24 protein-coding genes are annotated in these 21,342 nt (G+C 73.7%); 9 read left to right on the top strand and 15 right to left on the bottom strand.

Annotation, left to right across the window (positions count from 1 at the left end):
• Positions 1–17: 17 nt before the first annotated feature.
• From ACFVUY_RS13325 to ACFVUY_RS13315, 3 genes are read right to left on the bottom strand one after another with little or no spacing between them, the layout of a single operon-like run.
• On the bottom strand, positions 18–947 hold the full coding sequence (locus ACFVUY_RS13325; protein WP_387693768.1) for a metal ABC transporter permease: 930 nt from the start codon (positions 945–947) through the stop codon (positions 18–20).
• Positions 944–1,708 (bottom strand): metal ABC transporter ATP-binding protein, encoded by a 765-nt coding sequence (locus ACFVUY_RS13320; protein WP_387729708.1) that lies wholly within the window; start codon positions 1,706–1,708, stop codon positions 944–946. The genes ACFVUY_RS13325 and ACFVUY_RS13320 overlap by 4 nt, the downstream gene beginning before the upstream one ends.
• Before the next feature lie 14 nt (positions 1,709–1,722).
• Positions 1,723–2,799, bottom strand: a complete 1,077-nt coding sequence (locus ACFVUY_RS13315; RefSeq protein WP_387729706.1) for a metal ABC transporter substrate-binding protein — start codon at positions 2,797–2,799, stop codon at positions 1,723–1,725.
• Between the two features lie 191 nt (positions 2,800–2,990).
• Between ACFVUY_RS13315 and ACFVUY_RS13310 the strand changes: the two genes are divergently transcribed.
• Positions 2,991–4,373 (top strand): glycine--tRNA ligase, encoded by a 1,383-nt coding sequence (locus ACFVUY_RS13310; protein WP_387693771.1) that lies wholly within the window; start codon positions 2,991–2,993, stop codon positions 4,371–4,373.
• Between the two features lie 144 nt (positions 4,374–4,517).
• On the opposite strand, the gene ACFVUY_RS13305 is transcribed toward ACFVUY_RS13310, so the two are convergent.
• The 5 genes from ACFVUY_RS13305 to ACFVUY_RS13285 form a co-directional block, all read right to left on the bottom strand.
• On the bottom strand, positions 4,518–5,681 hold the full coding sequence (locus ACFVUY_RS13305) for a hypothetical protein (protein WP_387729703.1): 1,164 nt from the start codon (positions 5,679–5,681) through the stop codon (positions 4,518–4,520).
• A 68-nt stretch (positions 5,682–5,749) separates the two neighbouring features.
• Positions 5,750–6,868, bottom strand: coding sequence for a hypothetical protein (locus ACFVUY_RS13300; RefSeq protein WP_387729700.1), 1,119 nt, complete (start codon positions 6,866–6,868; stop codon positions 5,750–5,752).
• Positions 6,865–7,443 carry an NADAR family protein gene (locus tag ACFVUY_RS13295; protein ID WP_387693774.1) on the bottom strand — a complete coding sequence of 193 codons (579 nt, stop codon included), beginning with the start codon at positions 7,441–7,443 and terminating at the stop codon, positions 6,865–6,867. Before ACFVUY_RS13295 ends, ACFVUY_RS13300 begins: the two co-directional genes overlap by 4 nt.
• 73 nt (positions 7,444–7,516) lie before the next feature.
• Entirely contained in the window at positions 7,517–8,626 is a 1,110-nt protein-coding gene (locus tag ACFVUY_RS13290) for a threonine aldolase family protein (protein ID WP_387729697.1), read from the bottom strand.
• Positions 8,623–9,282 carry a DUF6939 family protein gene (locus ACFVUY_RS13285; protein WP_387729695.1) on the bottom strand — a complete coding sequence of 220 codons (660 nt, stop codon included), beginning with the start codon at positions 9,280–9,282 and terminating at the stop codon, positions 8,623–8,625. Before ACFVUY_RS13285 ends, ACFVUY_RS13290 begins: the two co-directional genes overlap by 4 nt.
• Positions 9,283–9,445: 163 nt before the next feature.
• Between ACFVUY_RS13285 and ACFVUY_RS13280 the strand changes: the two genes are divergently transcribed.
• Entirely contained in the window at positions 9,446–9,886 is a 441-nt protein-coding gene (locus ACFVUY_RS13280; RefSeq protein ID WP_387729693.1) for a hypothetical protein, read from the top strand.
• A gap of 25 nt (positions 9,887–9,911) precedes the next feature.
• On the opposite strand, the gene ACFVUY_RS13275 is transcribed toward ACFVUY_RS13280, so the two are convergent.
• Positions 9,912–10,349, bottom strand: coding sequence for a nucleoside deaminase (locus ACFVUY_RS13275; RefSeq protein ID WP_387693778.1), 438 nt, complete (start codon positions 10,347–10,349; stop codon positions 9,912–9,914).
• Positions 10,346–11,155: an LLM class flavin-dependent oxidoreductase gene (locus ACFVUY_RS13270; protein ID WP_387729690.1), complete on the bottom strand. Its 810-nt coding sequence runs from the start codon at positions 11,153–11,155 to the stop codon at positions 10,346–10,348. The genes ACFVUY_RS13275 and ACFVUY_RS13270 overlap by 4 nt, the downstream gene beginning before the upstream one ends.
• Before the next feature lie 93 nt (positions 11,156–11,248).
• Here ACFVUY_RS13270 and ACFVUY_RS13265 point away from each other — a divergent pair, with 93 nt between their 5' ends.
• Both ACFVUY_RS13265 and ACFVUY_RS13260 read left to right on the top strand, forming a co-directional pair.
• Positions 11,249–11,695, top strand: coding sequence for an Lrp/AsnC family transcriptional regulator (locus ACFVUY_RS13265; RefSeq protein ID WP_359902968.1), 447 nt, complete (start codon positions 11,249–11,251; stop codon positions 11,693–11,695).
• Positions 11,696–11,833: 138 nt separating this feature from the next.
• Positions 11,834–12,946, top strand: a complete 1,113-nt coding sequence (locus ACFVUY_RS13260) for a serine hydrolase domain-containing protein (protein WP_387729765.1) — start codon at positions 11,834–11,836, stop codon at positions 12,944–12,946.
• Positions 12,947–12,962: 16 nt separating this feature from the next.
• Here ACFVUY_RS13260 and ACFVUY_RS13255 read toward each other — a convergent pair whose 3' ends face one another.
• A complete protein-coding gene (locus ACFVUY_RS13255; protein ID WP_387729687.1) occupies positions 12,963–13,196 on the bottom strand; it encodes a hypothetical protein in 234 nt (77 codons plus the stop codon).
• A 140-nt stretch (positions 13,197–13,336) separates the two neighbouring features.
• Positions 13,337–14,542 carry an MFS transporter gene (locus tag ACFVUY_RS13250; protein WP_387729685.1) on the bottom strand — a complete coding sequence of 402 codons (1,206 nt, stop codon included), beginning with the start codon at positions 14,540–14,542 and terminating at the stop codon, positions 13,337–13,339.
• Positions 14,543–14,620: 78 nt separating this feature from the next.
• Here ACFVUY_RS13250 and ACFVUY_RS13245 point away from each other — a divergent pair, with 78 nt between their 5' ends.
• A complete protein-coding gene (locus ACFVUY_RS13245; protein WP_387693782.1) occupies positions 14,621–14,983 on the top strand; it encodes a MerR family transcriptional regulator in 363 nt (120 codons plus the stop codon).
• A 132-nt stretch (positions 14,984–15,115) separates the two neighbouring features.
• The gene (locus ACFVUY_RS13240; protein ID WP_387729682.1) at positions 15,116–15,910 is read left to right on the top strand and encodes an alpha/beta fold hydrolase; all 795 of its coding nucleotides are present in this window, start codon (positions 15,116–15,118) and stop codon (positions 15,908–15,910) included.
• A gap of 95 nt (positions 15,911–16,005) precedes the next feature.
• Here the strand turns inward: ACFVUY_RS13240 and ACFVUY_RS13235 are convergent, their stop codons facing one another.
• Entirely contained in the window at positions 16,006–17,508 is a 1,503-nt protein-coding gene (locus ACFVUY_RS13235; RefSeq protein ID WP_387693784.1) for an MFS transporter, read from the bottom strand.
• A gap of 102 nt (positions 17,509–17,610) precedes the next feature.
• Here ACFVUY_RS13235 and ACFVUY_RS13230 point away from each other — a divergent pair, with 102 nt between their 5' ends.
• Positions 17,611–18,495 carry a helix-turn-helix transcriptional regulator gene (locus ACFVUY_RS13230; protein ID WP_387693785.1) on the top strand — a complete coding sequence of 295 codons (885 nt, stop codon included), beginning with the start codon at positions 17,611–17,613 and terminating at the stop codon, positions 18,493–18,495.
• On the opposite strand, the gene ACFVUY_RS13225 is transcribed toward ACFVUY_RS13230, so the two are convergent.
• Complete coding sequence (locus ACFVUY_RS13225; protein WP_387729679.1) at positions 18,492–18,881, bottom strand: hypothetical protein; 390 nt, start codon at positions 18,879–18,881, stop codon at positions 18,492–18,494. The genes ACFVUY_RS13230 and ACFVUY_RS13225 overlap by 4 nt on opposite strands.
• The gene (locus ACFVUY_RS13220; RefSeq protein ID WP_387693787.1) at positions 18,878–19,357 is read right to left on the bottom strand and encodes a hypothetical protein; all 480 of its coding nucleotides are present in this window, start codon (positions 19,355–19,357) and stop codon (positions 18,878–18,880) included. Before ACFVUY_RS13220 ends, ACFVUY_RS13225 begins: the two co-directional genes overlap by 4 nt.
• 136 nt (positions 19,358–19,493) lie before the next feature.
• On the opposite strand from ACFVUY_RS13220, the gene ACFVUY_RS13215 reads away from it, so the two are divergent.
• Positions 19,494–20,708, top strand: coding sequence for a histidine kinase (locus tag ACFVUY_RS13215; RefSeq protein WP_387729676.1), 1,215 nt, complete (start codon positions 19,494–19,496; stop codon positions 20,706–20,708).
• Entirely contained in the window at positions 20,696–21,340 is a 645-nt protein-coding gene (locus tag ACFVUY_RS13210) for a response regulator transcription factor (RefSeq protein WP_359902950.1), read from the top strand. Before ACFVUY_RS13215 ends, ACFVUY_RS13210 begins: the two co-directional genes overlap by 13 nt.
• Positions 21,341–21,342 lie beyond the last annotated feature (2 nt).

Here is a 21,342-nt window from a genome sequence, read left to right as displayed (position 1 = left end):
CGTGGGCGTCTCGCACATCATTGTGCCAGCCCGGCCCGCCGCTCAGGGGTGGTCGTGCCGGACGGCCCGGAGACGGCCTGCCCGGGCAGTTCGACGTCGCACACCTTCGGTCCGTTCTCGCCCGTGCCGCGGTGGCGCCGCCGGGCCAGTGGCGCGGCGAGCAGGCTGAACACCGCGAAGACCGCGATGGCGAGCAGCACGATGGCCGGGCCGGAGGGCACGTCGAGGTGGTAGGAGCCGGTGACGCCGGCCAGCGAGACGACCACGCCGAGCGCGATCGAGGCGGCCTGGGTGGCGGCGAAGGAGCGGGTGAGCTGCTGGGCGGCGACCACCGGGACCACCATCAGCGCGCTGACCAGCAGCAGCCCGACCACCCGCATGGCGACCGTGACGGTGACCGCGGCCATCACCGCGAGCAGCAGGTTGAGGGTGCGCACCGGCACGCCGGTGACCCGGGCGAAGTCCTCGTCCTGGCAGATCGCGAAGAGCTGGCGGCGCAGGCCGACGGTGACCGCGATGACCACCGCGCCGAGCACCGCGATGGTGGCCAGGTCCGCGGGGGCGACGGTGAGGATCGAGCCCCACAGGTAGCTCTCCAGCGAGCCGGCCCCGGCCTGGGCGGACATCGAGACCAGCAGCTTGCCGCAGGCCATGCCGCCGTAGAAGAGCATCGCGAGGGCGATGTCGCCGCGCTGGTTGCCGCGCGAGCGGACCAGCTCCATGGTGACGGCGCCGAGCACGCAGACCAGCACGGCCATCCAGACCGGGCTGGTCTGGAAGATGAAGCCGAGGCCGACGCCGGTCATCGCGACGTGGCCCATGCCGTCGCCCATCAGGGCCTGGCGGCGCTGCACCAGGTAGATGCCGACGGCCGGGGCGGTGATCCCGACCAGGACGGCGGCGAGCAGGGCCCGCTGCATGAAGTCGTAGGACAGCATCTCGGTCATGCGAGCAGCCTCGGCGGGGTCAGGTCGGCGTGCGGGTGGACGTGGTCGTGGCCGGGCAGCGCGTGCAGGCCGGTGTTGGGCACGGGCGGGCCGTCGTGGGCGACGCAGCCGTCCCGCAGCACCACGGCGCGGTCGATCAGCGGTTCCAGCGGTCCGAGTTCGTGCAGCACGAGGAGGACGGAGGCGCCGCGGCCGACCTCGGTGCGCAGGGTGTCGGCGAGCACCTGCTGGCTGGCGGCGTCGACGCCGGCCATCGGCTCGTCCATGATCAGCAGGTCGGGGGAGCCGACCAGGGCGCGGGCGATCAGCACCCGCTGCTGCTGGCCGCCGGACAGGTCGGCCACGCCGTCCGAGGCCCGCTCCAGCATGCCGACGGCGGCCAGCGCGCGGTCCACCGCCTCGCGGTCCTTGCGGCGGAAGGGCAGCAGCCGGTGCTGCGGCAGCCGTCCGGTGGAGACCACCTCGCGCACGGTGGCGGGGACGCCGGAGGCGGCGGTGGTGCGCTGCGGGACGTACCCGATCCGGTGCCAGGCGCGGAAGGAGCGGAACGGGGCGCCGAACAGCTCCAGGGCGCCGTGCTCCAGCGGGACGGAGCCGATCACGGCCTTGACGGTGGTCGACTTGCCGGAGCCGTTGGCGCCCAGCAGGGCGACGACCTCTCCGGGCCGGACGGTGAGGTCGACGCCGCGCAGCACCGGCCGGCCGCCGCGCGAGGCGACGGCGTCACGGAGGCGGACGGCCGGGGGTATCGGGTCGGTCATGGTGCTCGGTCCCGTCAGTTCGCGGGGGCGGGGGTGGCGGCGTCGGTCCCGTCGGTCCCGGCGGTGCCGGCGGTGCCGGCGGTGCCGGCGGTGCCGGCCGGGGCGGTGCCGGCCGGGGTGCCGAGGGCGTCCCGGAGGTTGGCCAGGTTCTGCTTCATCACGGTCAGGTAGTCGTCCTTGGACGGGTCCTTGACGCCTTCCAGCGGATCCAGGACGGCGGTCCTGAGGCCGAGGTCCTTGGCGACGGTCTCGGCGAGCTTGGGGCTGACCAGGGTCTCGAAGAAGACGGTGGAGACGCCGTTGTCCTTGGCGGCCTTCTGCACCGCGGCGAGGCGGGCCGGGGTGGGCTCGGACTCCGGGTCGACGCCGTTGATGGCGACCTGGGTGAGGCCGTAGTGGTCGGCGAGGTAGCCGAACGCGGCGTGGCTGGTGACGAAGGTCCGGGTCTTGGCGTCCTTCAGCCCGTCCCGGAACTCCTGGTCGAGCGCGGTGAGCCTGGTGACCAGCTCGTCGGTGTTCTTCCGGTAGTCCTCGGCGTGGGCCGGGTCGGCCTTGGCGAACTCGTCGCCGACGCTCTTGGCGATCGCCGCGTAGCGGGTCGGGTCGAGCCAGATGTGCGGGTCGCCGGCCGGGTCCTCGTGCTTGTGGCCGTCGCCGCCGTGGTCGGCGTCCCCGGTGCCCTCGTCGAGGTGGTGGTCGACCAGCGGGCTGGCGGCGGTGGCGTCGATCTTGTGCTTGCTGGACGACTGCGCGACGGCCTGGTCGACGGTGGGCTGGAGGCCCTTGAGGTAGATGATCGCGTCGGCCTTCTGGACCGTGCCGACCTGCTTGGCGGTGAGCTCCAGCTCGTGCGGTTCGACGCCGGCGGCGGTCAGGTCGGTGACCGCGACGTGCTCCTTGCCGATCTGCTGGGCCAGGTACTCCATCGGGTAGAAGGAGGCGACGACCTTCAGCTTGCCCGTGCCGCTGTCGGCGCTGCTGCTGCCCCCGCAGGCGGTGAGGACGAGGGAGGCGGCGAGGGCGGCGGTGCCGAGGGCCATGGCGCGGCGGGTCCGGCGAGACAGTCCGAGTCGAGGCAGTCCGATCATCATGACAATCATTCTCATCTCAGATGGAAATGATTGTCAAATCACTCGGGCGGGTGAACGGAAGGTGACGGAGGGTGGGGGCGGCCGGACGATACCGATTTGAATCACGTACCCGTATGGCCGGTAACCTGAGGTATTCGGGTACGCGCAACCAGCCGTGCCCTGACCGTGCCGTACGTACTGAAGAGAGCACTGTGGCCGCCGACAAGATCGACACGATCGTCAGCCTGAGCAAGCGCCGTGGCTTCGTCTACCCCTGCAGCGAGATCTACGGCGGCACGCGTGCCGCCTGGGACTACGGGCCGCTGGGTGTCGAGCTCAAGGAGAACATCAAGCGCCAGTGGTGGCGCGCGATGGTCCAGGCCCGTGAGGACGTCGTCGGACTCGACTCGTCGGTGATCCTCGCCCGCGAGGTGTGGGAGGCCTCCGGTCACGTCGCCACCTTCAACGACCCGCTGACCGAGTGCCTCTCCTGCCACAAGCGCCACCGGGCCGACCACCTGGAGGAGAAGTACGAGGCCAAGCACGGCTTCCCGCCGCCGAACGGCCTCCAGGACGTGAACTGCCCCGACTGCGGCACCAAGGGCCAGTTCACCGAGCCCAAGGACTTCTCGGGCATGCTGAAGACCCACCTCGGTGTCACCGAGGAGGCGAGCGGCCTGGCGTTCCTGCGCCCGGAGACCGCCCAGGGCATCTTCACCAACTTCAGTGCCGTCCAGACCACTTCGCGCAAGAAGCCGCCGTTCGGCATCGCCCAGACCGGCAAGAGCTTCCGCAACGAGATCACCCCCGGCAACTTCATCTTCCGCACCCGCGAGTTCGAGCAGATGGAGATGGAGTTCTTCGTCAAGCCGGGCGATGACGAGCAGTGGCACGAGTACTGGCTCCAGCAGCGCTGGGACTGGTACGTCGGCCTCGGCCTGCGCACCGAGAACATGCGCTTCTTCGAGCACCCGAAGGAGAAGCTCTCCCACTACGCCAAGCGCACGGTGGACATCGAGTACCGCTTCAACTTCGGCGGCTCCGAGTTCTCCGAGCTGGAGGGCGTCGCCAACCGCACCGACTACGACCTGCGGGTGCACAGCGAGGCCTCCGGCAAGGACCTCCGGTACTTCGACCAGGAGTCCGGCGAGCGCTACTTCCCGTACGTCATCGAGCCGGCGGCCGGCCTCAACCGCGCCATGCTGGCCTTCCTGATCGACGCCTACTTCGAGGACGAGGCGCCGAACGCCAAGGGCGTCATGGAGAAGCGCGTCGGCATGCGGCTCGACCCGCGCCTGGCCCCGGTCAAGGTCGCCGTCCTGCCGCTGTCGCGCAACGCCGAGCTGTCCCCGAAGGCCCGCGGCCTGGCCGCCGACCTGCGTACCGCGTGGAACGTCGAGTTCGACGACGCCGGCGCCATCGGCAAGCGCTACCGCCGCCAGGACGAGATCGGCACGCCGTTCTGCGTCACCGTCGACTTCGACACCCTTGAGGACAACGCGGTGACCGTCCGCGACCGCGACACCATGTCGCAGGAGCGCGTCTCGCTGGACCAGGTCAAGGCGTACCTGGGCGCGCGGCTGATCGGCTGCTAGCAGCCTCCGGCACGGCCCGGGAGCCCTCGTCCGCCCTGGTGGGGCGGACGAGGGCTCCTTGCCGTCCGGGGCCGGGGTCGGGGGCAGAGTGCCGGCCCCGGCCGTCCCCGGTCCGTCCCGCGGCCGTTCTCCGTGCGGATGCCGCTACCGCCGTCCCCAGCGCGAGCGCGGGGCCGCGGGCGGGCGGGTCGGGAGGCCGGCGGTGCGCAGAGCCGCGAGCGTGGTGCGGTGGCGGGCCTCGTCGGCGAGCAGCGCGGCCAGCAGCTGCGCGTAGAGCCCGGAACTGCCGGAGCCGTCCAGGGCGGCGGCCAGCCGGACCACCTCGACGGGCGGGCGCAGGACGGCCAGTTCGCCCAGCAGGAGGGCGGCGAGCGCCGGCGGCAGCCCGGCCGCGAGGGCGGCGAGGTCGGCGGTGGAGCGGCCCGCGGCCTGGCGCAGCAGGGTCCTGACGTCGGCGGACCGGCCGTGCTGCTGGAGGCAGGCGGCCAGGGAGGTCAGCTCGGGCATCGGCGCGGACCCCCACTCCCAGAGCAGCGTCGCGCTGTCGGCGGCCAGCCCGGCCCGGTCCAGCGCGGAGAGCAGGCCGGGGACGGAGGCGGCCGGGTAGCCCCAGAAGGCGTGGAACACCTCGGCCGCCTCCTCCGCCAGGCCCAGTTCGCGCAGCTCGGCGAGCACGGTGACGGAATGGTCGGGTGCGGACCGGGCGATGCTGCGGGCGAGGAGGAGCGAGCCGCCGGTCGGACCGTACCGGGCCAGCATGCCGACCAGCAGCGCGGCGTCGGAGGGGGTGAGGCGGGCGGCGGCCGCGTCTATCACCCCGGTGGCCTCGGTGAGGGAGCCGGCCCGGTGGAGGGCGGTGATCCGCTCGGTGAGAGCGCCGAGGTCGGGGCGGGTGGGCGCCGGCTGCTGCTGAGGTGGCTGCTGCTGTCGCGGTGGCTGCTGTGCGGGCTGCTGATGGGCCGGGGCCTGCTGATGCCGTGGGGCCTGCTGGTGCTGCGGTGGCGGCGGTGGTGGCTGCTGCCGCTGTCTGATCCGGCTCTCCAACTCCTCCAGCTGGTCGCTGAGTTGGAGGCAGCGGGCGCCCAGGCCCTCGCGGAGCGTGCGGGCCTGGTCGAGCTGGCGCAGCAGCTCCCCGTCCGGCCGCTGGCGGCCCGGGGTGGCCCGGATCGCCTCGTTCAGGCGCCGTTCACGTTGGCTCGCGTAGCGGCTCGCACGGAGTAACTCGTCCAGTTCCGCGCGGAGTTCCTCGGCCTGCTGCTCGCCTTCCGGTCGCTGGCCTGCGGATTGTGCCGTCGGCCGCATGCGCATGATCGCCCCAACCTGTCCATCTGCACCCTGACTGTGTGACATCCTGGCGTCAGTATGTGGCGTGGGAGTTAAGAGTGCACGACCAGTCGTGTCCGAGTGGTGTCAAGGAGCGCGCAGACGGCGGTCGTTGCGAGAAGTGCGCCGGTCGCGCTCCGGAGGAGAGTCGCCTCGTAGTACGGGCCGGGAGCGAGCGCCGCGACGGCGTAACCGACCAGCGCGCCCGCGAGAGCGGGCGGCAGGAGGCGCAGCGCGTCCCGGCGGAGCGCCGCCCCGATCACCAGGAGCCCGGCCAGGGCGGAGAGTTCGGGCGTGCCGAAGGACTGCGCGTAGCGGATCGACAGGGCGGGGACGAGGAACAGCGCCAGTGCCCGGCCGACCGTCCCGGAGAGTGCGGCGGTGTACGGGCCGGGCCGCCCGCGCGGAATCCGGCGCGGAAGGGTGCGGGTGGCGACGAGCACCGCCAACGCGGCCGCGGCGGAGGGGAGATGGTCCCCGAGCCGGGCGAGGTTGTAGAGCAGTGCGGTGTCGTACAGCACCAGCATCAGCTGGCCGTACGCCCACAGGTCGAGCGCGAAGCGGAACGGGCCGCGGGCGGGCTCGGCGTCCGCTTCGGGCTCGCGTCGGGCCAGCCGGGCGATCAGCGGCGGCGTGACGCAGGCCGCGAGCACCCGCAGGACGAGGTCGTCCACGGTGTACGGGTTCCGCAGGTCCCACTCCACCGCGCAGAACGCCACCGTGTACGAGACGGCGGCGAGCGGGATCAACGGCGAGCGGGCCAACCGGACGTACAGCGCGCGGTCCAGCCGCCGGACGACGGAGGCGAACGCCAGCAGCACCAGCGGCAGTTCGAGGAACGCCTGCACCCGGAGCACCGACGGCGCCAGGAGCTCCGGGGCCGGGAAGCGGGCGGCGAGGAAGTCCAGGCGGGGCACGTCGAACCAGCCGGGCGGCAGGTGGCGGGCGATGAAGGAGACGTCCCCGTGGTGCACCCGGTTCACGTAGACCGCGACGAGCACCTGGTTGAGGTAGATCAGCGCGACGACGGCCGCCAGCAGCGGCTCCGGCCCGCACGTTCCTTCTCGTCCTGCGGGCCGGGCCTCCCGCCGCAGCACCCCCGGCGCCAGGAGCAGGGCGGCGGCGGCCGAGGCCACCACCGTCCCGTCCAGCAGCGGAGCGATCGCGCTCATGCGGCCAATCGCGCCCGCGCCTCCATCAGGGCGAAGCCGAGCAGGTTCAACCCGCGCCACTCGGCGGGCTGTTGGGCCCGGATGTCGTCGGCGGCGAGCCCGATGCCCCAGATCCGGTCCAGCGGGCTGGCTTCGACCAGCACCCGGTCGCCCGTGCCCAGGAGGTAATCGCGCAGCGCCTCGTCCTGTCCGAACTTCGCGACGTTGCCCGCCACCACCAGCTCGAACCGGCCGGCCGCCCAGACCTCGTCGTCGAAGTCCTTGACCAGCCGCCCCAGCTTCTTCGCCTCGGCGGGGGTCCGGGCCGCGAGCACCCGCCGCGCGATCTCCTCGTCACCGAACATCCGGGCCTTGCCGGCCATCATCCAGTGCTCGGCGGAGGTGTAGGTGAGCCCGTCGACGGTGAACTCGCCGGGCCACCACTGGCTCAGGCACTCCTGTCGGGTGCCGCCGCCCTTGCGCTCGGTGTGCCCCCAGAACATCACCCACTTCGGCCGCAGCCCGTCGGCCATCAGCGCGGTCAGCTCCTCGCGGCTGCGGACGGCGGCCAGGTCCCCCACGTGCATCTCGCTCATATCGTCAGTCTGACACAAAGGGGTGGTGGCCGCGAACCGTTTGACCGCGGCGTTCCTCGCGGGATCCCCGCCGTCAGCCCCCGGTCGCCAGCTCCAGGAAGCGCAGCCCGACCTCCGTCACCTGCTCCGCCGTCCACGCCTGCGCCGGCTCGCCGAGGCTGACCTCGGCCACGGCGAGGCCGGGGGCGGCGTCCTCCCAGTGGGGGACGAACCAGACGCCCTCCTGCTCGGCCAGGGCCAGGTGGGCGGCGTTCAGGGCCTCGGCCGGGTGCGGGAGCCAGAGTTGGTACTCGTGGGTGGGCGGCACCTCGGGATACAGGCGGGCGCCGGGGAGCGCGGCCAGGGCCGGGGTGAGGGCGGACGCGGCGTGGCGGATCAGGCCGGGGATGCGCGGCAGGGCGGTGTCCAGGCCGTGGAGGGCGGCGATGGCGGCCGGCCACTGCTGGGAGAGCTGGCCGCCGTAGCGGTGGCGCCAGGTGCGGGCGTAGGAGATGAGGGCGGCATCGCCGGCGAGGGCGGCCCCGCTGATCCCGCCGAGGTCCTTGTAGTAGGAGACGTAGACGCTGTCGGCGAGGGCGGCGATCTCGTCGAGCCGCTTGCCGAAGTGGACCGTGGTGTTCCAGAGCCGGGCGCCGTCGAAGTGCACCCGGGCGCCGGCCTCGCGGGCGGCGGCGACGAGGGCGGTCAGCTCGTCCCAGTCGGGGAGCAGGTAGCCGGGGTCGCGCAGGGGGAGCTCGACCGTCAGGGTGCCGAACGGCTCGCCCAGCGCGCCGAGTTCGCCGGGCGTCGGCTGCCGCCGCTCGGTGGTGGGCCAGAGGCCGTGCAGGCCGGTGAGCTGGGTGTAGGCGTGCCGCTCGTGCCGCTCGATGTGGCTGAGCGGGTGCAGGGCCACCGCCGTGTTGCCGGTGCGCTCGGCGTGGTGGCGCAGGGCCACCTGCTGGGCCATCGTCCCGGTGGGGAAGAAGACCGCGTCCTCCTTCCCGAGCAGTGCGGCGGTCCGTTCCTCCAGCTGCCGTACGGGCCCGTCGCTGCCGTAGAAGTCGTGGGGGACGTCCAGGCCGTCCAGGGCGGAGAGTTGGGCGAGGCGCTCGCGGATGCTGAGGACGCGGTCGCCGGAGAGGAAGCGCTTGCAGGTCATGCGGGCCGCGCGGCGCCGCTGGACCGCGGTCTGGTCATCGGTCATCCGGCGATTGTCGAACTCGTGACGCGGTCGGACCAACTGCTTTTCCCCAGGACGGGGCGGGCGCCGGAAAGGCGGTCCGGGCGGGGGCTGTTCGGGTGCCCGTCCGCGTCGCCCTCGTCGGGCCAACGGCCCTCCAGGTGGAGCCGGATGAGCGCGGCGTGGGAGAGCGGGCTGGTCGGGTCGGCGACGTTGCCGTTGGTGGTGTAGTCCAGGAGCACGACCTCGTCCTTCTCCCGGAGCCGCTCGACCAGATCGGCGACGCGGTGTTCGAGGATCCAGCGGTAGGCCGGGAGGTAGATGCGGCGGCGGGCCGTTTCGTAGGGCAGGAGCCGGTCGCCGTGCAGGCCGGTCCGGTGCCCCTGGACGGGGCCGTACCGGCGCACCGTCCGCTTGAGGCCCTTCATCGAGGTGACGCGCAGCTTCGCGGGGTCGACGTCGGCGTCCCGGAAGACCTTGAGGGCCTGCCAGACGCCTTCCACGGACTCGCTGGTCACGCCGTCGCTCCAGGGGACCGGGATGCCGCCGTGCGGATGGAACGGGCTCAGCCGGACCCACGGGTCCGGCGCCCTGGAGGTGACGTCAATGATCTCCGCGCCGGGGAAGGCGGCGGTCAGTGAGGCCGTCGTGCGGCGGCGGCTCGCGACGTGGATCGGCATCGGTGGGCTCCCCTGGTCGACGGTGCGGGTCACCGAGCGTCCCAGGTGGCACTGACATTCCGGCTTCGGAACCGGTCCCGCTGCGGTCGGCAGGGGTCCGGGAGGAGCGGACCCCTGCTAGATTGAACGTGTTCAAATATGCCGTGCCAGGAGGGGGATGACCATGGTGACGGTTCCTGCGAGTGCCCGAGGGTTCGTCGGGTTGGCGGTCGCGGTGTTCGTATGGCCGGTGGTGGCCTTCGTCGTGAGGTTCGGTTTCCACGCCGCGCCCGTGCACGTGGTCGTGGCGGTCTGCCTGGTGCCCTGTGCGGTGGCACTCCTCTGCGGTCGCCCGAGAGTGTTCCGGATCGCCGCCACCGTGGCCGGGACGGCGATGGGAGCCGTGGCGGGGCTCGCCGCACTGGGGCTCCTCGTGATCGGGGCGGAGTACGGCCCGAGGGCCGCGCTCCTGGTCGGGGTCACCCTGCCGGTCGCGACGATCGCCCCGCTGGTCGCCGCCTTCCAGCGGGCCGAGGGGGTCGAGCACGGCCGTGCGGCGGCCGTGGTCGGCTGGTCGGCGGCCGTCCTCTCGGCCGGCGGCTGGATCCTGCTGCTGTTCTTCTAGGGCCGGTGCCCGGCGGGGCCGGGGCTCAGCGCGGACCGTAGTAGGCCGTGATCGGGGCCCGGGCCTCGTCGGGCAGGGCCGGGCCGTCCGTCGGTACCGGCCGCCAGGCGCCCGAGTCGGGGTTGAGCTCGACGAGTTGCTCCGTGGAGAGCGCGTACACGACCCGGCCGAGGCCGGAGCGGAGGATGCCGCCTTCGCACATGCCGCAGGGCTGGCAGCTGGTGTACATCGTGGTGCGCGCGGCGGTGCCGGGGGCCAGTTCGCGGGCGGCCCAGCGGGCGAGCTTCAGTTCGGGGTGGGCCGTGATGTCGTCGTCGCGCCGTACGGTGTTGTGGGCCTCGGCGAGGATCTCGCCGTCCGGGCCGGCGAGCAGGGAGCCGTAGGGGGCGTCGCCCAGGGTGATCGCGTGGGCGGCGATGGCGAGGGCGCGGCGCAGCAGGGCCCGGTCGGCGGTGGTGATCACGCGGCCCTCCACCGGGTGGCCACGGTGGTGAGGTCCTGCCAGGCCCGCTGCGGCCGACGGGTTTCCTCCGGATCGCCGTGGTAGGGGTCGAGGACGACGGTCTCCGCGCCGAGCTCGCGCAGGTGGTGGAGGTCGTCGAGGATCTGGTCGACGGTGCCGACGCCGGCGGGCCGCTCGGGGTCGTCGACCGGCGTGCTGGTCGGCCGCAGGGCGATGCGGGGTGCGAACCCCGGCATCGGGTGCTCGGCCAGGACCGACCGCATCCGGGCGAGGGGCAGCCGCAGCGGGTGCCAGGCGTCGCCGAACCGGCGTGCCCGCCGGAGCGCGGCCTCGCTGTGGCCGCCGACCCAGACCGGCACCGGCCGGCGGTCGGGCTCCTCGGCCCGGGCGTCGCGCAGGGTTCTCAGGTACTCGTCGGTCAGTCTGCCGCGCTCGCCGAACGGCACGCCGAGGGCGGCGAACTCCCGGCGGGCCCAGCCGACTCCGACGCCGAGGACGAACCGGCCGCCGCTGAGCCGGTCGAGGGTGTCCGTCATCCGCGCCACCAGCAGCGGGTTCCGGTAGGGCAGGATGAGCACGGTCGTGCCCAGCCGCAGGTTCGGGGCGACCCCGGCGAGCCAGGACAGCGTGGTGAAGGGCTCGTAGAACGGTTCGGGGTACCGCTCGGCGACGTCCGGGGTCACCGCCACGTGGTCCGACACCATGAGGAGGTCGAAGCCGAGGCCCTCCGCGGTCCGGGCCCACTCGCGCAGCACGCCGGGGTCGGTTCCCGGGCCGAAGTTCGGTACGTTGACGCCAAGTTGCATACTTCGAGGCTATCCCCGCGATCATGGCGGACGGAACGGGGTTCTCCCGCTGTGGCCGGCGGATCGCCGTGGTTCTCCCGGTAGATTCGCGTCATGGCCGTGAATCTTGACGACACCGACTGGGCGATCATCGAGCAGCTGCAGCGGGAGGCGCGCATCTCGCTCAGCGAGCTGGGACGGCGGGTGTCGCTGAGCGCGTCGGCGACCACGGAACGGGTGCGGAACCTGGAGTCGCTGGGCGTCATCACCGGCTACCGCGCGACGGTGGACCTGGCGAAGGTCGGCTACCCGGTGCTCGCCGTCGTCCGGCTGAAGTACCCGGGCAACCGGCACGAGCCGCTGCGGCGGCTGCTCGACGAGCGGCGGGAGATCCTGGAGTGCCTGCGCACCACCGGCGACGACTGCTACACCCTGAAGGTGGCGGCGACCTCCATGGAGCACCTGGAAACCCTGGTGGACGAGCTGGCCGGCTTCGGCAGCACCACCACGAGCGTCGTCTACAGCCGGACACTGCCGCTGCGGGGACCCGGCCGGCCCTGACGCCGGCGGAGGTGCTCCCTCGATCGGGGGAGGCCGGCCGGCCGCCGCGTGGCCAGACTGGCGATCGTGACCGGGAGCGGTTCCCGATCCCCACGATCCCACAGGAGTTGACCCGTGCGTCGTTCGCGTGTCCGCCACATGGCACTCGCCCTCGCCCTCTCGACCGCCGCGGCCGTCGGGGCGCTGACACCGTCCGCGGCGTCGGCCGCGTCCGCCGCGGCCCCGCCGGACGTCGTGCAGCAGGGCCTGAACGCGCTGGTGCGGGCGGACGGGGTGCCAGCCGCGCTCGCGACCGTCCGGGACGGGCGGGGCCGGACCCGCGGCTACACGGCAGGGGTGGGGGACCTGGCCACCGGCGCGAAGGTCCCCGTCGACGGGCAGGTGCGGATCGGCAGCAACACCAAGACCTTCACCGCCGTCGCCGTGCTCCAGCTGGTGGGGGAGGGGAAGGTCGACCTCGACGCCTTCGTCGACACCTACCTCCCCGGCCTGGTCCGCGGCGAGGGCGGGGACGGACGCGGCATCACCGTCCGGCAGCTCCTCCAGCACACCAGCGGCCTGCCCGACTACGAGGGGCTGCTGGACGAAGCCTCCCTCCGGCACCGGTACTTCGAGCCCCGGGAGCTGCTGGACCTCGCCCTCGGGCAGAAGCGCGTCTCCGCGCCCGGGGAGAAGTTCGGCTACAGCAGCACCAACTACGTGCTGGCCGGTCTGATCGTCCAGCGGGTGACCGGCCGGCCGCTCGCCGAGGAGATCGACCGGCGGATCGTCCGGCGCATCGGGCTGCGGCACACCTACTTCCCGGCCGCCGGCGACCGGACCATCCGGGAAGCCCACCCCAAGGGGTACCGCAAGGAATCCGCCGACGGGCCGCTGACCGACTTCACCGAGCTGGACCCGTCGGCGGGCTGGGCGGCCGGGCAGATGATCTCCACCAACGCGGACCTCGACCGCTTCTTCACCGAACTGCTGGTCCCGGACCGCCTGCTGCCCGCCGCCCAGCTCGCCCAGATGCGCACCACCGTCCCGGTCGGGGACAGCGGCATGGGCTCCGGGCTGGGCGTCTTCAGCCGGCCGCTCTCCTGCGGCGGGGTCTACTGGGGGCACGGCGGCGACATTCCGGGCTACGAGACCCGCGGCGGCGCCACCGACGACGGGCGCGCCGTGAACATCGCGGTGACCACCGTTCCGGCCGACTACGCCGTCACCCGGCACCTGGAGGACGTGGTGGACGCCGCCCTGTGCCGCTGAGCCGGCCGCCGGGCCGTCAGGAGTGGTAGTGGTTGCCCTCGTCGCCGACCACGCCGGTCCCGTGGTGGACCGAGACGCTGGAGTACGTCGCCCGCATGCGGGTGGCCTGGGCGGTCCGCTGCTGTTCGATCAGCAGGCCCTCGGCGTCGTCGAACCGGTGCCGGCGAGCGCGTTCCCGGAGCACCAGGAAGACCGTGGAGCCGACGAGCGTGCCGACGAGCACGAGCAGGAACACCAGGACGAGAGCCATGACGTCATCTTCCCCCGGTTCGAGTGCGTCTGACTTTTATCTCATGGGCGTTCGACGGTCGCACCCGAATCGTCCGAATTCGCCGTACGGCTGTTCGGGACATCGGGCGGAACGTGCGGCGAGTTCACGCGGGGGAGCGGTCACCTCTGCCCCGGGAACCCGTGTCGCCGCCCGCCGAGGGTGGTGGCCAGGGAAGCGGCCAGGAGGGCGAGGGCGGACCAGGGCAGGGCGGTCGGGCCGACGTGGTCGAGAAGGAGGCCGCCGGCCAGGCCGCCGGCGGCGATGCCGAGGTTCCAGCAGGTGACGAGCAGCGATTGGGCGAGGTCCCCGGCCGGGCCGGCCGCGTCGGCGACGGCGGTCTGGAGGAGGGTGGCGACGCCGCCGAAGCCGAGGCCCCACAGCGCGGCGGCGGCGTAGGCGGGCCAGGCGGTCGGGCCGAGCAGGGCGGCGGCGAGGAGCAGGGCCGCGAGGGCGAGGAGGACGGAGGCGGCGACGGTCAGGGGGCGCAGGTACCGGTCGATCAGGACGCCGGTGCCGAGGGTGCTCACCAGCGAGGACAGTCCGATGACGAGCAGGACGGTGTCCGTCCGGCCGTCGAGCCCCAGCGGCGCGAGCAGCGCGGCGACGTACGTGTAGAGGACGTTGTGGGCGAGGACGAAGGTCGCCGTGACGGTCAGGACGGCGGCCACGCCCGGCGTCCGCAGCACCCGCCGGACGGGGACGCGGACCTGGTCGGCCCGGCCGGGCAGCGGCGGGAGCACGAGCAGCATCCAGCCGGTCAGTGCCGCGGCTGTGACGCTCATCAGCCCGAAGGTGGCCCGCCAGCCCACCAGATCGGCGAGCAGGGTGCCGGCGGGCACGCCCACCGACAGGGCGACCGTCGAGCCGGTCATGGCGACGGCCATCGCCCGTCCGCGCTGCTCCGGTGCGACGATGCCCCGGGCGTACCCGGCCAGCAGCGCCCAGAGCAGCCCGGCGACCAGGCCGGCCGCGAACCGGGCGGCCATGGTGAGCGGGTAGCTCGGCGAGACGGCGGTGACCGCGTTGGCCGCGGCGAAGCCGCCGACGGCGAGCAGCAGCAGCCGCTTGCGCGGCAGTCGTCCGGTGACGGCGGTCAGTGGGACGGCGGCCGCGATGGAGCCGACCGCGTAGAGCGTGACGGACTGCCCTGCGGCGGACTGGCCGACGCCGAGGTCGGCGCTCATCGCGGGCAGCACTCCGGCGGGCAGGGCCTCGGTCATGATCGTGACGAAACCGCCGGCGCTCATGGCCAGCAGCGCGGGCCAGGGCAGCCTCGGCGCGGGGGCCGCCGGCCGTTCGGGGGTGCGGAGTTCAGGAGTGGGCATGGGCCCGATCGTCTATCGTTGACATTCGTGTCAAGGTCCAGTCGGGACGGAACCGGCCCGGGGTGAGGGTGGTCACACATGCGCATCGGTGAACTCGCCCGGCGGGCGGAGACCACTCCGCGGCTGCTGCGCTACTACGAGCAGCAGGGGCTGATCACGCCGCGCCGGGAGGCGAACGGCTACCGCGCGTACGACGAGTACCTCGTGGAGCGGGTGCTGCAGATCCGCGGGCTGCTGGACGCGGGGCTGCCGACCCGGATCATCAAGCAGATCCTGCCCTGCCTGGACACCCCGCGGACGATCCACTTCGCCGACGCCACACCGGAGATGCTCGAAACCCTGGCGTCCGAGACCGACCGGATGACCCGCCGGATCCTGTGCCTGACGCGCAACCGGGACGCCATCCGGGAGTACCTGGACGTGGTCAGGAGCCTGTCCTGACCGACCGGCCGACGGGTTGACCGACCTGCCGACTCTCCGGCCGACGGCCGACCCACCGGCCGACTCACCGACCTGCCGGCCGGACGCCGCCGCTTGACCTTGCCACCGATGTCATGGTCGGACCCTGTCGCCATGACCGAATCCCCGCTCCACCACACCGCCTTCGGTGACGGCACCCCGATCGTCCTGATCCACGGCTACACCGTCGACCACCGCGTGCTGCTCCCGCTCGAACCCGCCTTCGCCGACCGTCCCGGCTGGCGCCGCCTCTACCTCGACCTTCCCGGCCACGGCGCCAGCCCCCGGCTGCCGGGCCGGGCCTCGGCGGGCGCCCTGGCCGAGGCCGTCTCCGGGTGGATCGAGGAGCAGGTCGGCCGACAGCCCTTCGCCGTGGTCGGGCAGTCCTTCGGCGGCCAGCTGGCCCGGGCGGTGACCGCGCGGTTCGGCGAACAGGTGCTGGGCTCGGCGCTGCTGGTGCCGGTGGTGCGCTGGGGTGCCGACCGCGCCCTGCCCGAGGAGTCCGTGGTCGAACGCGACGACGAGCTCCTCGCCCGCATCCCGGCCGCCGACCGCGAGCTGTTCCGGTACGTCATGGCCCGTCACACCGAGGCGAGTTGGGGGCTCTTCGCGCGGTACGTCCGGCCGGGCTGGGAGGCGCACGACCGGGCGGCCGCCGCCGAGCTCGAAGCCGACTTCCTGCTGCCGCACCGGCCCGAGCACCGGGCTCCGCAGCACCGCGGCCACCACCTGCTGGTCACCACCCGCCAGGACGCCCTGGTCGGCTGGCGCGATCAGCTCGCCCTGCTCGACCACTACCCGCGGATGGCCGCCGCCGTCCTCGACGGTGTCGGCCACAACCCCCAGGTCGAGGCCGCCGAGGCCGTCCGCACCCTGTTCGGCCGCTGGCTCGACGCACTCCGGGGCTGAACCGGCCCCGGGGGCGCCGACGGCCCCGCGACCGTTCGTACCGGTCGCGGGGCCGTCGCCGTCGCCGTGGCCCTGGCGGCCCCGCGGGCCGGGGTTCAGCCGATGGAGCGGGGGAGACGGGTGGTCAGATGGAGGATGGTGAAGGAGCCGAGGAGCTGGATGCCCAGGCACAGGGCGAGGGCGCGGCCCATGCCGAGGACGGGGGAGAGGGAGAGGTAGAGGGTGCCGAGGGTGGCGACGCCGAGGGCGAGGCTGGACTGCTGCCCGGTGGCGAGGACGCCGCTGCCGACGCCGGCCCGGGCTGCGGGCACCTTGGAGAGGACGACCCGGAACAGCGGGGTGCCGATCAGGCCCTGCCCGATGCCGGCGAGGGCGACGCCCGGGGCCATCCGCAGCGGGGAGAAGTGCGACCAGTCGGCCAGGACGGTCAGGGCGAGGGTGGCGAGGCCGGTGGCCTGGACGACGGCGCCGGCGCTGAGCACCCGGCTGCCCCAGCGGCCGATCAGCCGCGGGCCGGCCAGCGAGGCGCAGAAGTAGCCGACGGCCATCGGGACGAGCGCCCAGCCGGCCGCGACCGGGCCGAGCCCGAGGCCCTGCTGGAGGGCGACCGCGATGACGAACATGAAGCCGCCGAAGCCCGCGAAGTAGGGGAGCGCGATGCCGAGGCCGCGTCGCATCTCCGGGATGCGCAGCAGGGACGGCGGCACCAGCGGGGTGTCCCCGCGCCGCTCGGCGCGGCGTTCGACGGTGCCGAAGGCGACGGCGAGGACGGGGAACAGGGCCAGCAGCACCCAGGACCAGAGCGGCCAGCCGGCGGCGCGGCCCTCCATCAGCGGGATGAGCAGGGAGAGCAGCGTGGCGGTGAGCAGCACGGTGCCGGGGACGTCGACCCGGGCGGCCGTGGCGGCCCTGTTCTCCGGGACGTAGCGGACCGCGAGCACCACGGCGAGCAGGGCGAACGGCACGTTCAGCAGGAACACCGAGCGCCAGCCGGTGCCGAACAGGTCGGCGGCGACCAGCATGCCGCCGAGCACCTGCCCGATCACCACCGAGATCCCGCCGACCGCGCCGTAGACGCTGAGCGCGCGGCCGCGCCGGGCGCCCTCGGTGGCGGCGGTGATGGTGCCGAGCACCTGCGGGATCAGCAGTGCGGCCGAGGCGCCCTGGGCGGCCCGGGCGGCGACCAGGGACCACGCGCCGGGGGCGAGGCCGCAGGCCAGTGAGGTGAGGGCGAAGGCGACGGCGCCGACGACGAAGAGCCGGCGGCGGCCGTAGTTGTCGCCGAGGCGTCCGCCGAGGACGAGCAGCACGGCGAAGGCGATGCCGTAGCCGGCGGCGACCAGTTCGAGGACGGCGGGCCCGGCGGCCAGGTCGTGGTCGATGGTGGGCAGGGCGACGTTGACGATGAAGAAGTCGAGCATCGGCAGGAAGGCGCCGAGCAGGACGGTGACCAGTCCGGCGGTGCCGAGGGTGGTGGCGGGGCCGGTGGGAGCGGTGGCGGGGCCGGTGGGTCCCGGGGCGGAGGTGCGGGCGGCCGCGGCGGCGGGGGTGGCGGCGGTGCGGTTCGATGCGGGGGCGGCGGCGAGTTGTCGGGTCACGGGTCCTACGATCCGCCGGGTCGTACCCTGGTACCAGAGTGTGGTTATCCGGGTATAAGAAGTACCTGGCAACAGGCTGACGGCTGTCGCATGCTGGGGAGCATGAGCCTCGCCACACCTCCCGCGCAAGCCCGCACCGGTTCGGCCGGTCCGCGCCCGGCCACTCCCGACGAAGCCCGCCGGCACGAGCTGGCCGCGTTCCTGCGCAGCCGCCGCGAGCGCCTGACGCCCGAGCAGGTGGGCCTGCCGATGACCGGGCGCCGCCGGACGCCGGGGCTGCGCCGGGAGGAGGTCGCGCAGCTCGCCGCGGTCGGGGTGACCTGGTACACGTGGTTGGAGCAGGGGCGGGACATCCAGGTGTCCGCCCAGGTGCTGGACTCGGTGGCCCGGGCGCTGCTGCTGGACCCGAGCGAGCGCGCCCACCTGTTCACCCTGGCCGGCACGGACGACCCGGTGCCGGTGCGGGAGTGCCCCTCGGTGACCCCGAGCGTGCGGCTGCTGCTGGAGCGGCTGGCGCCGTACCCGGCGGTGGTGCTCAACTCCCGCTACGACGTGCTGGCGCACAACGCCCAGTACACCGCGATCGTCGGTGACCTCGGGCGGCTGGCCCCGGAGGACCGGAACCTGATGTGGATGGCGTTCACGCCCTCGCAGTTCCGCGAGGTGCTGATCGACTACCGCACCGAGCGCCTCGGCATGGTGGCCCGGTTCCGCTCGGCGATGGCCGACCACAGCTCGGAGCCGGCCTGGAAGGCGCTGGTGGCCCGGGTGCTCAAGGCCTCGCCGGACTTCGCGGAGCTCTGGCAGCGGCACGACGTGATGCGGCCGGGCAACGGGATCAAGCGGTTCCAGGTGCCGGGCGTCGGGCTGCTGCGCTGCGAGTACACCAACTTCTGGCTCAGTCCGCAGCTGGGGACACGGATGATCACGTACACCCCGCTGGACGACGAGACCCGCGCGCTGATGGAAGAGCTGCCGACGTCCTAAGCGGTCCGCAGCGCCGCGTCCCGGCCGAGCCACAGGCACACCACGGCGAGCGGCAGTTCGATGCAGGAGGCCATGACCAGCGCGGCGAGCACCGGGAGGCCCGGCCCGGCGCAGGCGATGTCGGCCAGGGCGTCCCCGGCGAGCAGCAGGGCCACCGCCGCGCCGGCCCAGAGCGCGGCGGGGCTGCGCCGGCGCAGCAGCGCGTCCAGCGAGAGCAGGGCGGCGAACTCGGTGAGGTCGAGCACGACCCAGGGGGTCTCGTGGCAGACGGCGAGGACCGCCAGCCAGGGCAGCAGCGCGACCGCGGCCATGACCGGGAGCCGGCCGAGGCGCGCGGGCGGGGCGTACGAGGAGGCGGGGCGGACGGAGAGGACGGCGGTGCTCATGCGACGCTCCGCACCCGCTCCAGCGGCAGCCGTTCGGCCGTCCCGCCCGCCGCGTGCTCGACCCGCACCGCGTCGAACGGGCCCTCGGCCCAGGCGATCCAGAACCGGTCGGCGACCACGGCCACCTCGGCCGTCGACCGCGCCCGGCGGAACGGCCGCCGTCCGGTGAACACCACCGCGGGCGCGACGCCGTCGGCCGCCAGCCGGCCCCAGGCCAGCACGTGCCGGTTCCGCCCGGTGGACGGGCAGTGCCGGGCCCCGCGCAGCAGGTGCGGGGTGAGCCGGGCGGCGACCAGGACGTCGGTCAACTCCCCGTACTGGTACAGCTCCAGCGCGGCCCGGCCGCGGCCGGACCCGGCGCTGCGGACCGACCAGGGCCCGGCCCCGGCCGGCAGCGCCCCCTCCGGGGCTCCGGAACCTCCGGGGCCGGGCCGCCCGTTCGGCGCAGTGGCGGAGTGCGATGCGGTGCTCGTCATGCCCTCAAGCTTTCCGTCGGGACCCCGGTCCTGTCGGTGGTGCTCCACACCGAATCGGGGGTGTATCCAGCTACACCCCTCACCCGGAACCCCCCTTCATGGTGGCCCGTGATCACCGGGCCCTACGCTGTTCGGCATGTCCTCCACCACGTTGCGCCGAGCGCTCGTCAGGAGCCTCCGGCGCCCACCGTGGTCGCCCGAGGTCTGGCGGGACGTCCGCTTCACCGCCGCCGGAATACCCATGGCGCTGCCGGTCTGGCTGGCCGTCACCGAGTCGAAGCTGCTCTTCCCGGTGCTCGCCGCCGTCCTGCTCTGCGCCCGCCCGCTGACCGCCCTCCAACGCGGCCGGCTGCGCGCCCTGCACGGGGTGGAGGTGCCGCCGCTGCGCCCGCCGACGGGGCGTCGGGCCTGGCTGCTGGGGATGACCTGGCGCCAGGTCCTCCACCACCTGGTGGCCGGCCCGCTGTTGGCGGCGGGCGCGTTGGCGGTGCTGTACGCCTGGGCGGCCGCTGTGGTGCTGGCCACCGTGTACGGCTGGATGTGGCTGCTGCCCGCGGACACCGCGGTGCGCTCCGGCGTGGCCGGGGAGGACGTCCTGCTCACCCTCGGCGGGTTGCTGCTGCTGGCGGTCCTCCCGCCGGCGGGCACCCAGCTGGCCCGGCTGGAGGTGTGGGTGGCCCGGCGGCTGCTCGGCCCGGACCGGGCGGAGGCGCTGGAGCGGCGGGTCGAGGAGATCGCCGAGAGCCGGGCCGGGCTGGTCGACGCGGTGGACGCCGAGCGCCGCCGGATCGAGCGGGACCTGCACGACGGCGCCCAGCAGCGGCTCACCTCCCTCGCGATGAACCTGGGCCTGGCCCGGCGCACCCTCAAGGACGTGCCGCCCGAGGTGATGCAGGTGATCGTCGACGCGCACGAGGAGGCCCAGGCGGCCATCGACGAGCTGCGCGACCTGGTTCGCGGCCTGCACCCGGCCGTCCTGGAGGACCGCGGCCTGGACGCGGCGCTGTCCGGCATCGCCGCCCGCGCCCCGCTGCCGGTGCGCCTGGACGTGGCTCTCTCCGAGCAGGTCGCCCCGACCGTCGAGGCGGTCGCCTACTTCACCGTCTCCGAGGCGCTCACCAACGTGGCCAAGCACGCCAGGGCCCACCGGGTCGACCTCTCGGTGCGGACGGCCGGCGGCCGGCTGCGGCTGGTCATCAGCGACGACGGCGTCGGCGGCGCGGACCCCTCGCGCGGCACCGGGCTCACCGGTCTGCGCAAGCGCGCCGCCTCGGTCGACGGCACGCTGTCCGTTCTCAGCCCCCTCGGGGGCCCCACCACCATCACCGTGGAGTTGCCGTGCGTGCTGTGATCGCCGAGGACTCGGTCCTGCTGAGGGTCGGCCTGGTCAAGGTCCTGGAGGCGGTGGGCTTCGAGGTCGTGGCCGCCGTCGGGGACGCCACCGAACTGCTGGCCGCCGTCGAGGAGCACCGCCCGAAGGTGGTGGTGGCCGACGTCCGGATGCCCCCGGGCTTCAGCGACGAGGGGGTGAAGGCGGCGATGGTGATCCGCCGGCAGTGGCCGGACACCGCCGTCCTGCTGCTCTCCCAGTTCGTGGAGGAGCGCTACGCCGCGGACCTGCTGGCGACCAACACCAGCGGCGTCGGTTACCTGCTCAAGCAGCGGGTGGCCAATGTCGACGACTTCGTGGACGCGCTCCAGCGGGTCGCCGAGGGCGGCACCGCGCTGGACCCGGAGGTGGTCGCCCAGCTGCTGGTGCGCCGCCACCGGGACCCGCTGGAGAAGCTGACCCCGCGCGAGCGCGACGTGCTCGCCCTGATGGCGGAGGGCCGTTCCAACGCCGCGATCGCGGGCTCGCTGGTGGTCAGCGACAGCGCGGTGGCCAAGCACATCAACTCGATCTTCACCAAGCTCGACCTGCCGCCGGTCGCGGACAGCCACCGCCGGGTGATGGCGGTGCTGCGCTTCCTGGAGGTCGGGTAGCG

The organism is Kitasatospora sp. NPDC058063 (genome assembly GCF_042885395.1).
GTDB classification, from domain to species: Bacteria; Actinomycetota; Actinomycetes; order Streptomycetales; family Streptomycetaceae; genus Kitasatospora; species Kitasatospora lactacystinica.
The sequence above is the reverse complement of the archived record's forward strand: the minus strand, read 5'-3'. Positions and strand labels throughout refer to the sequence as shown.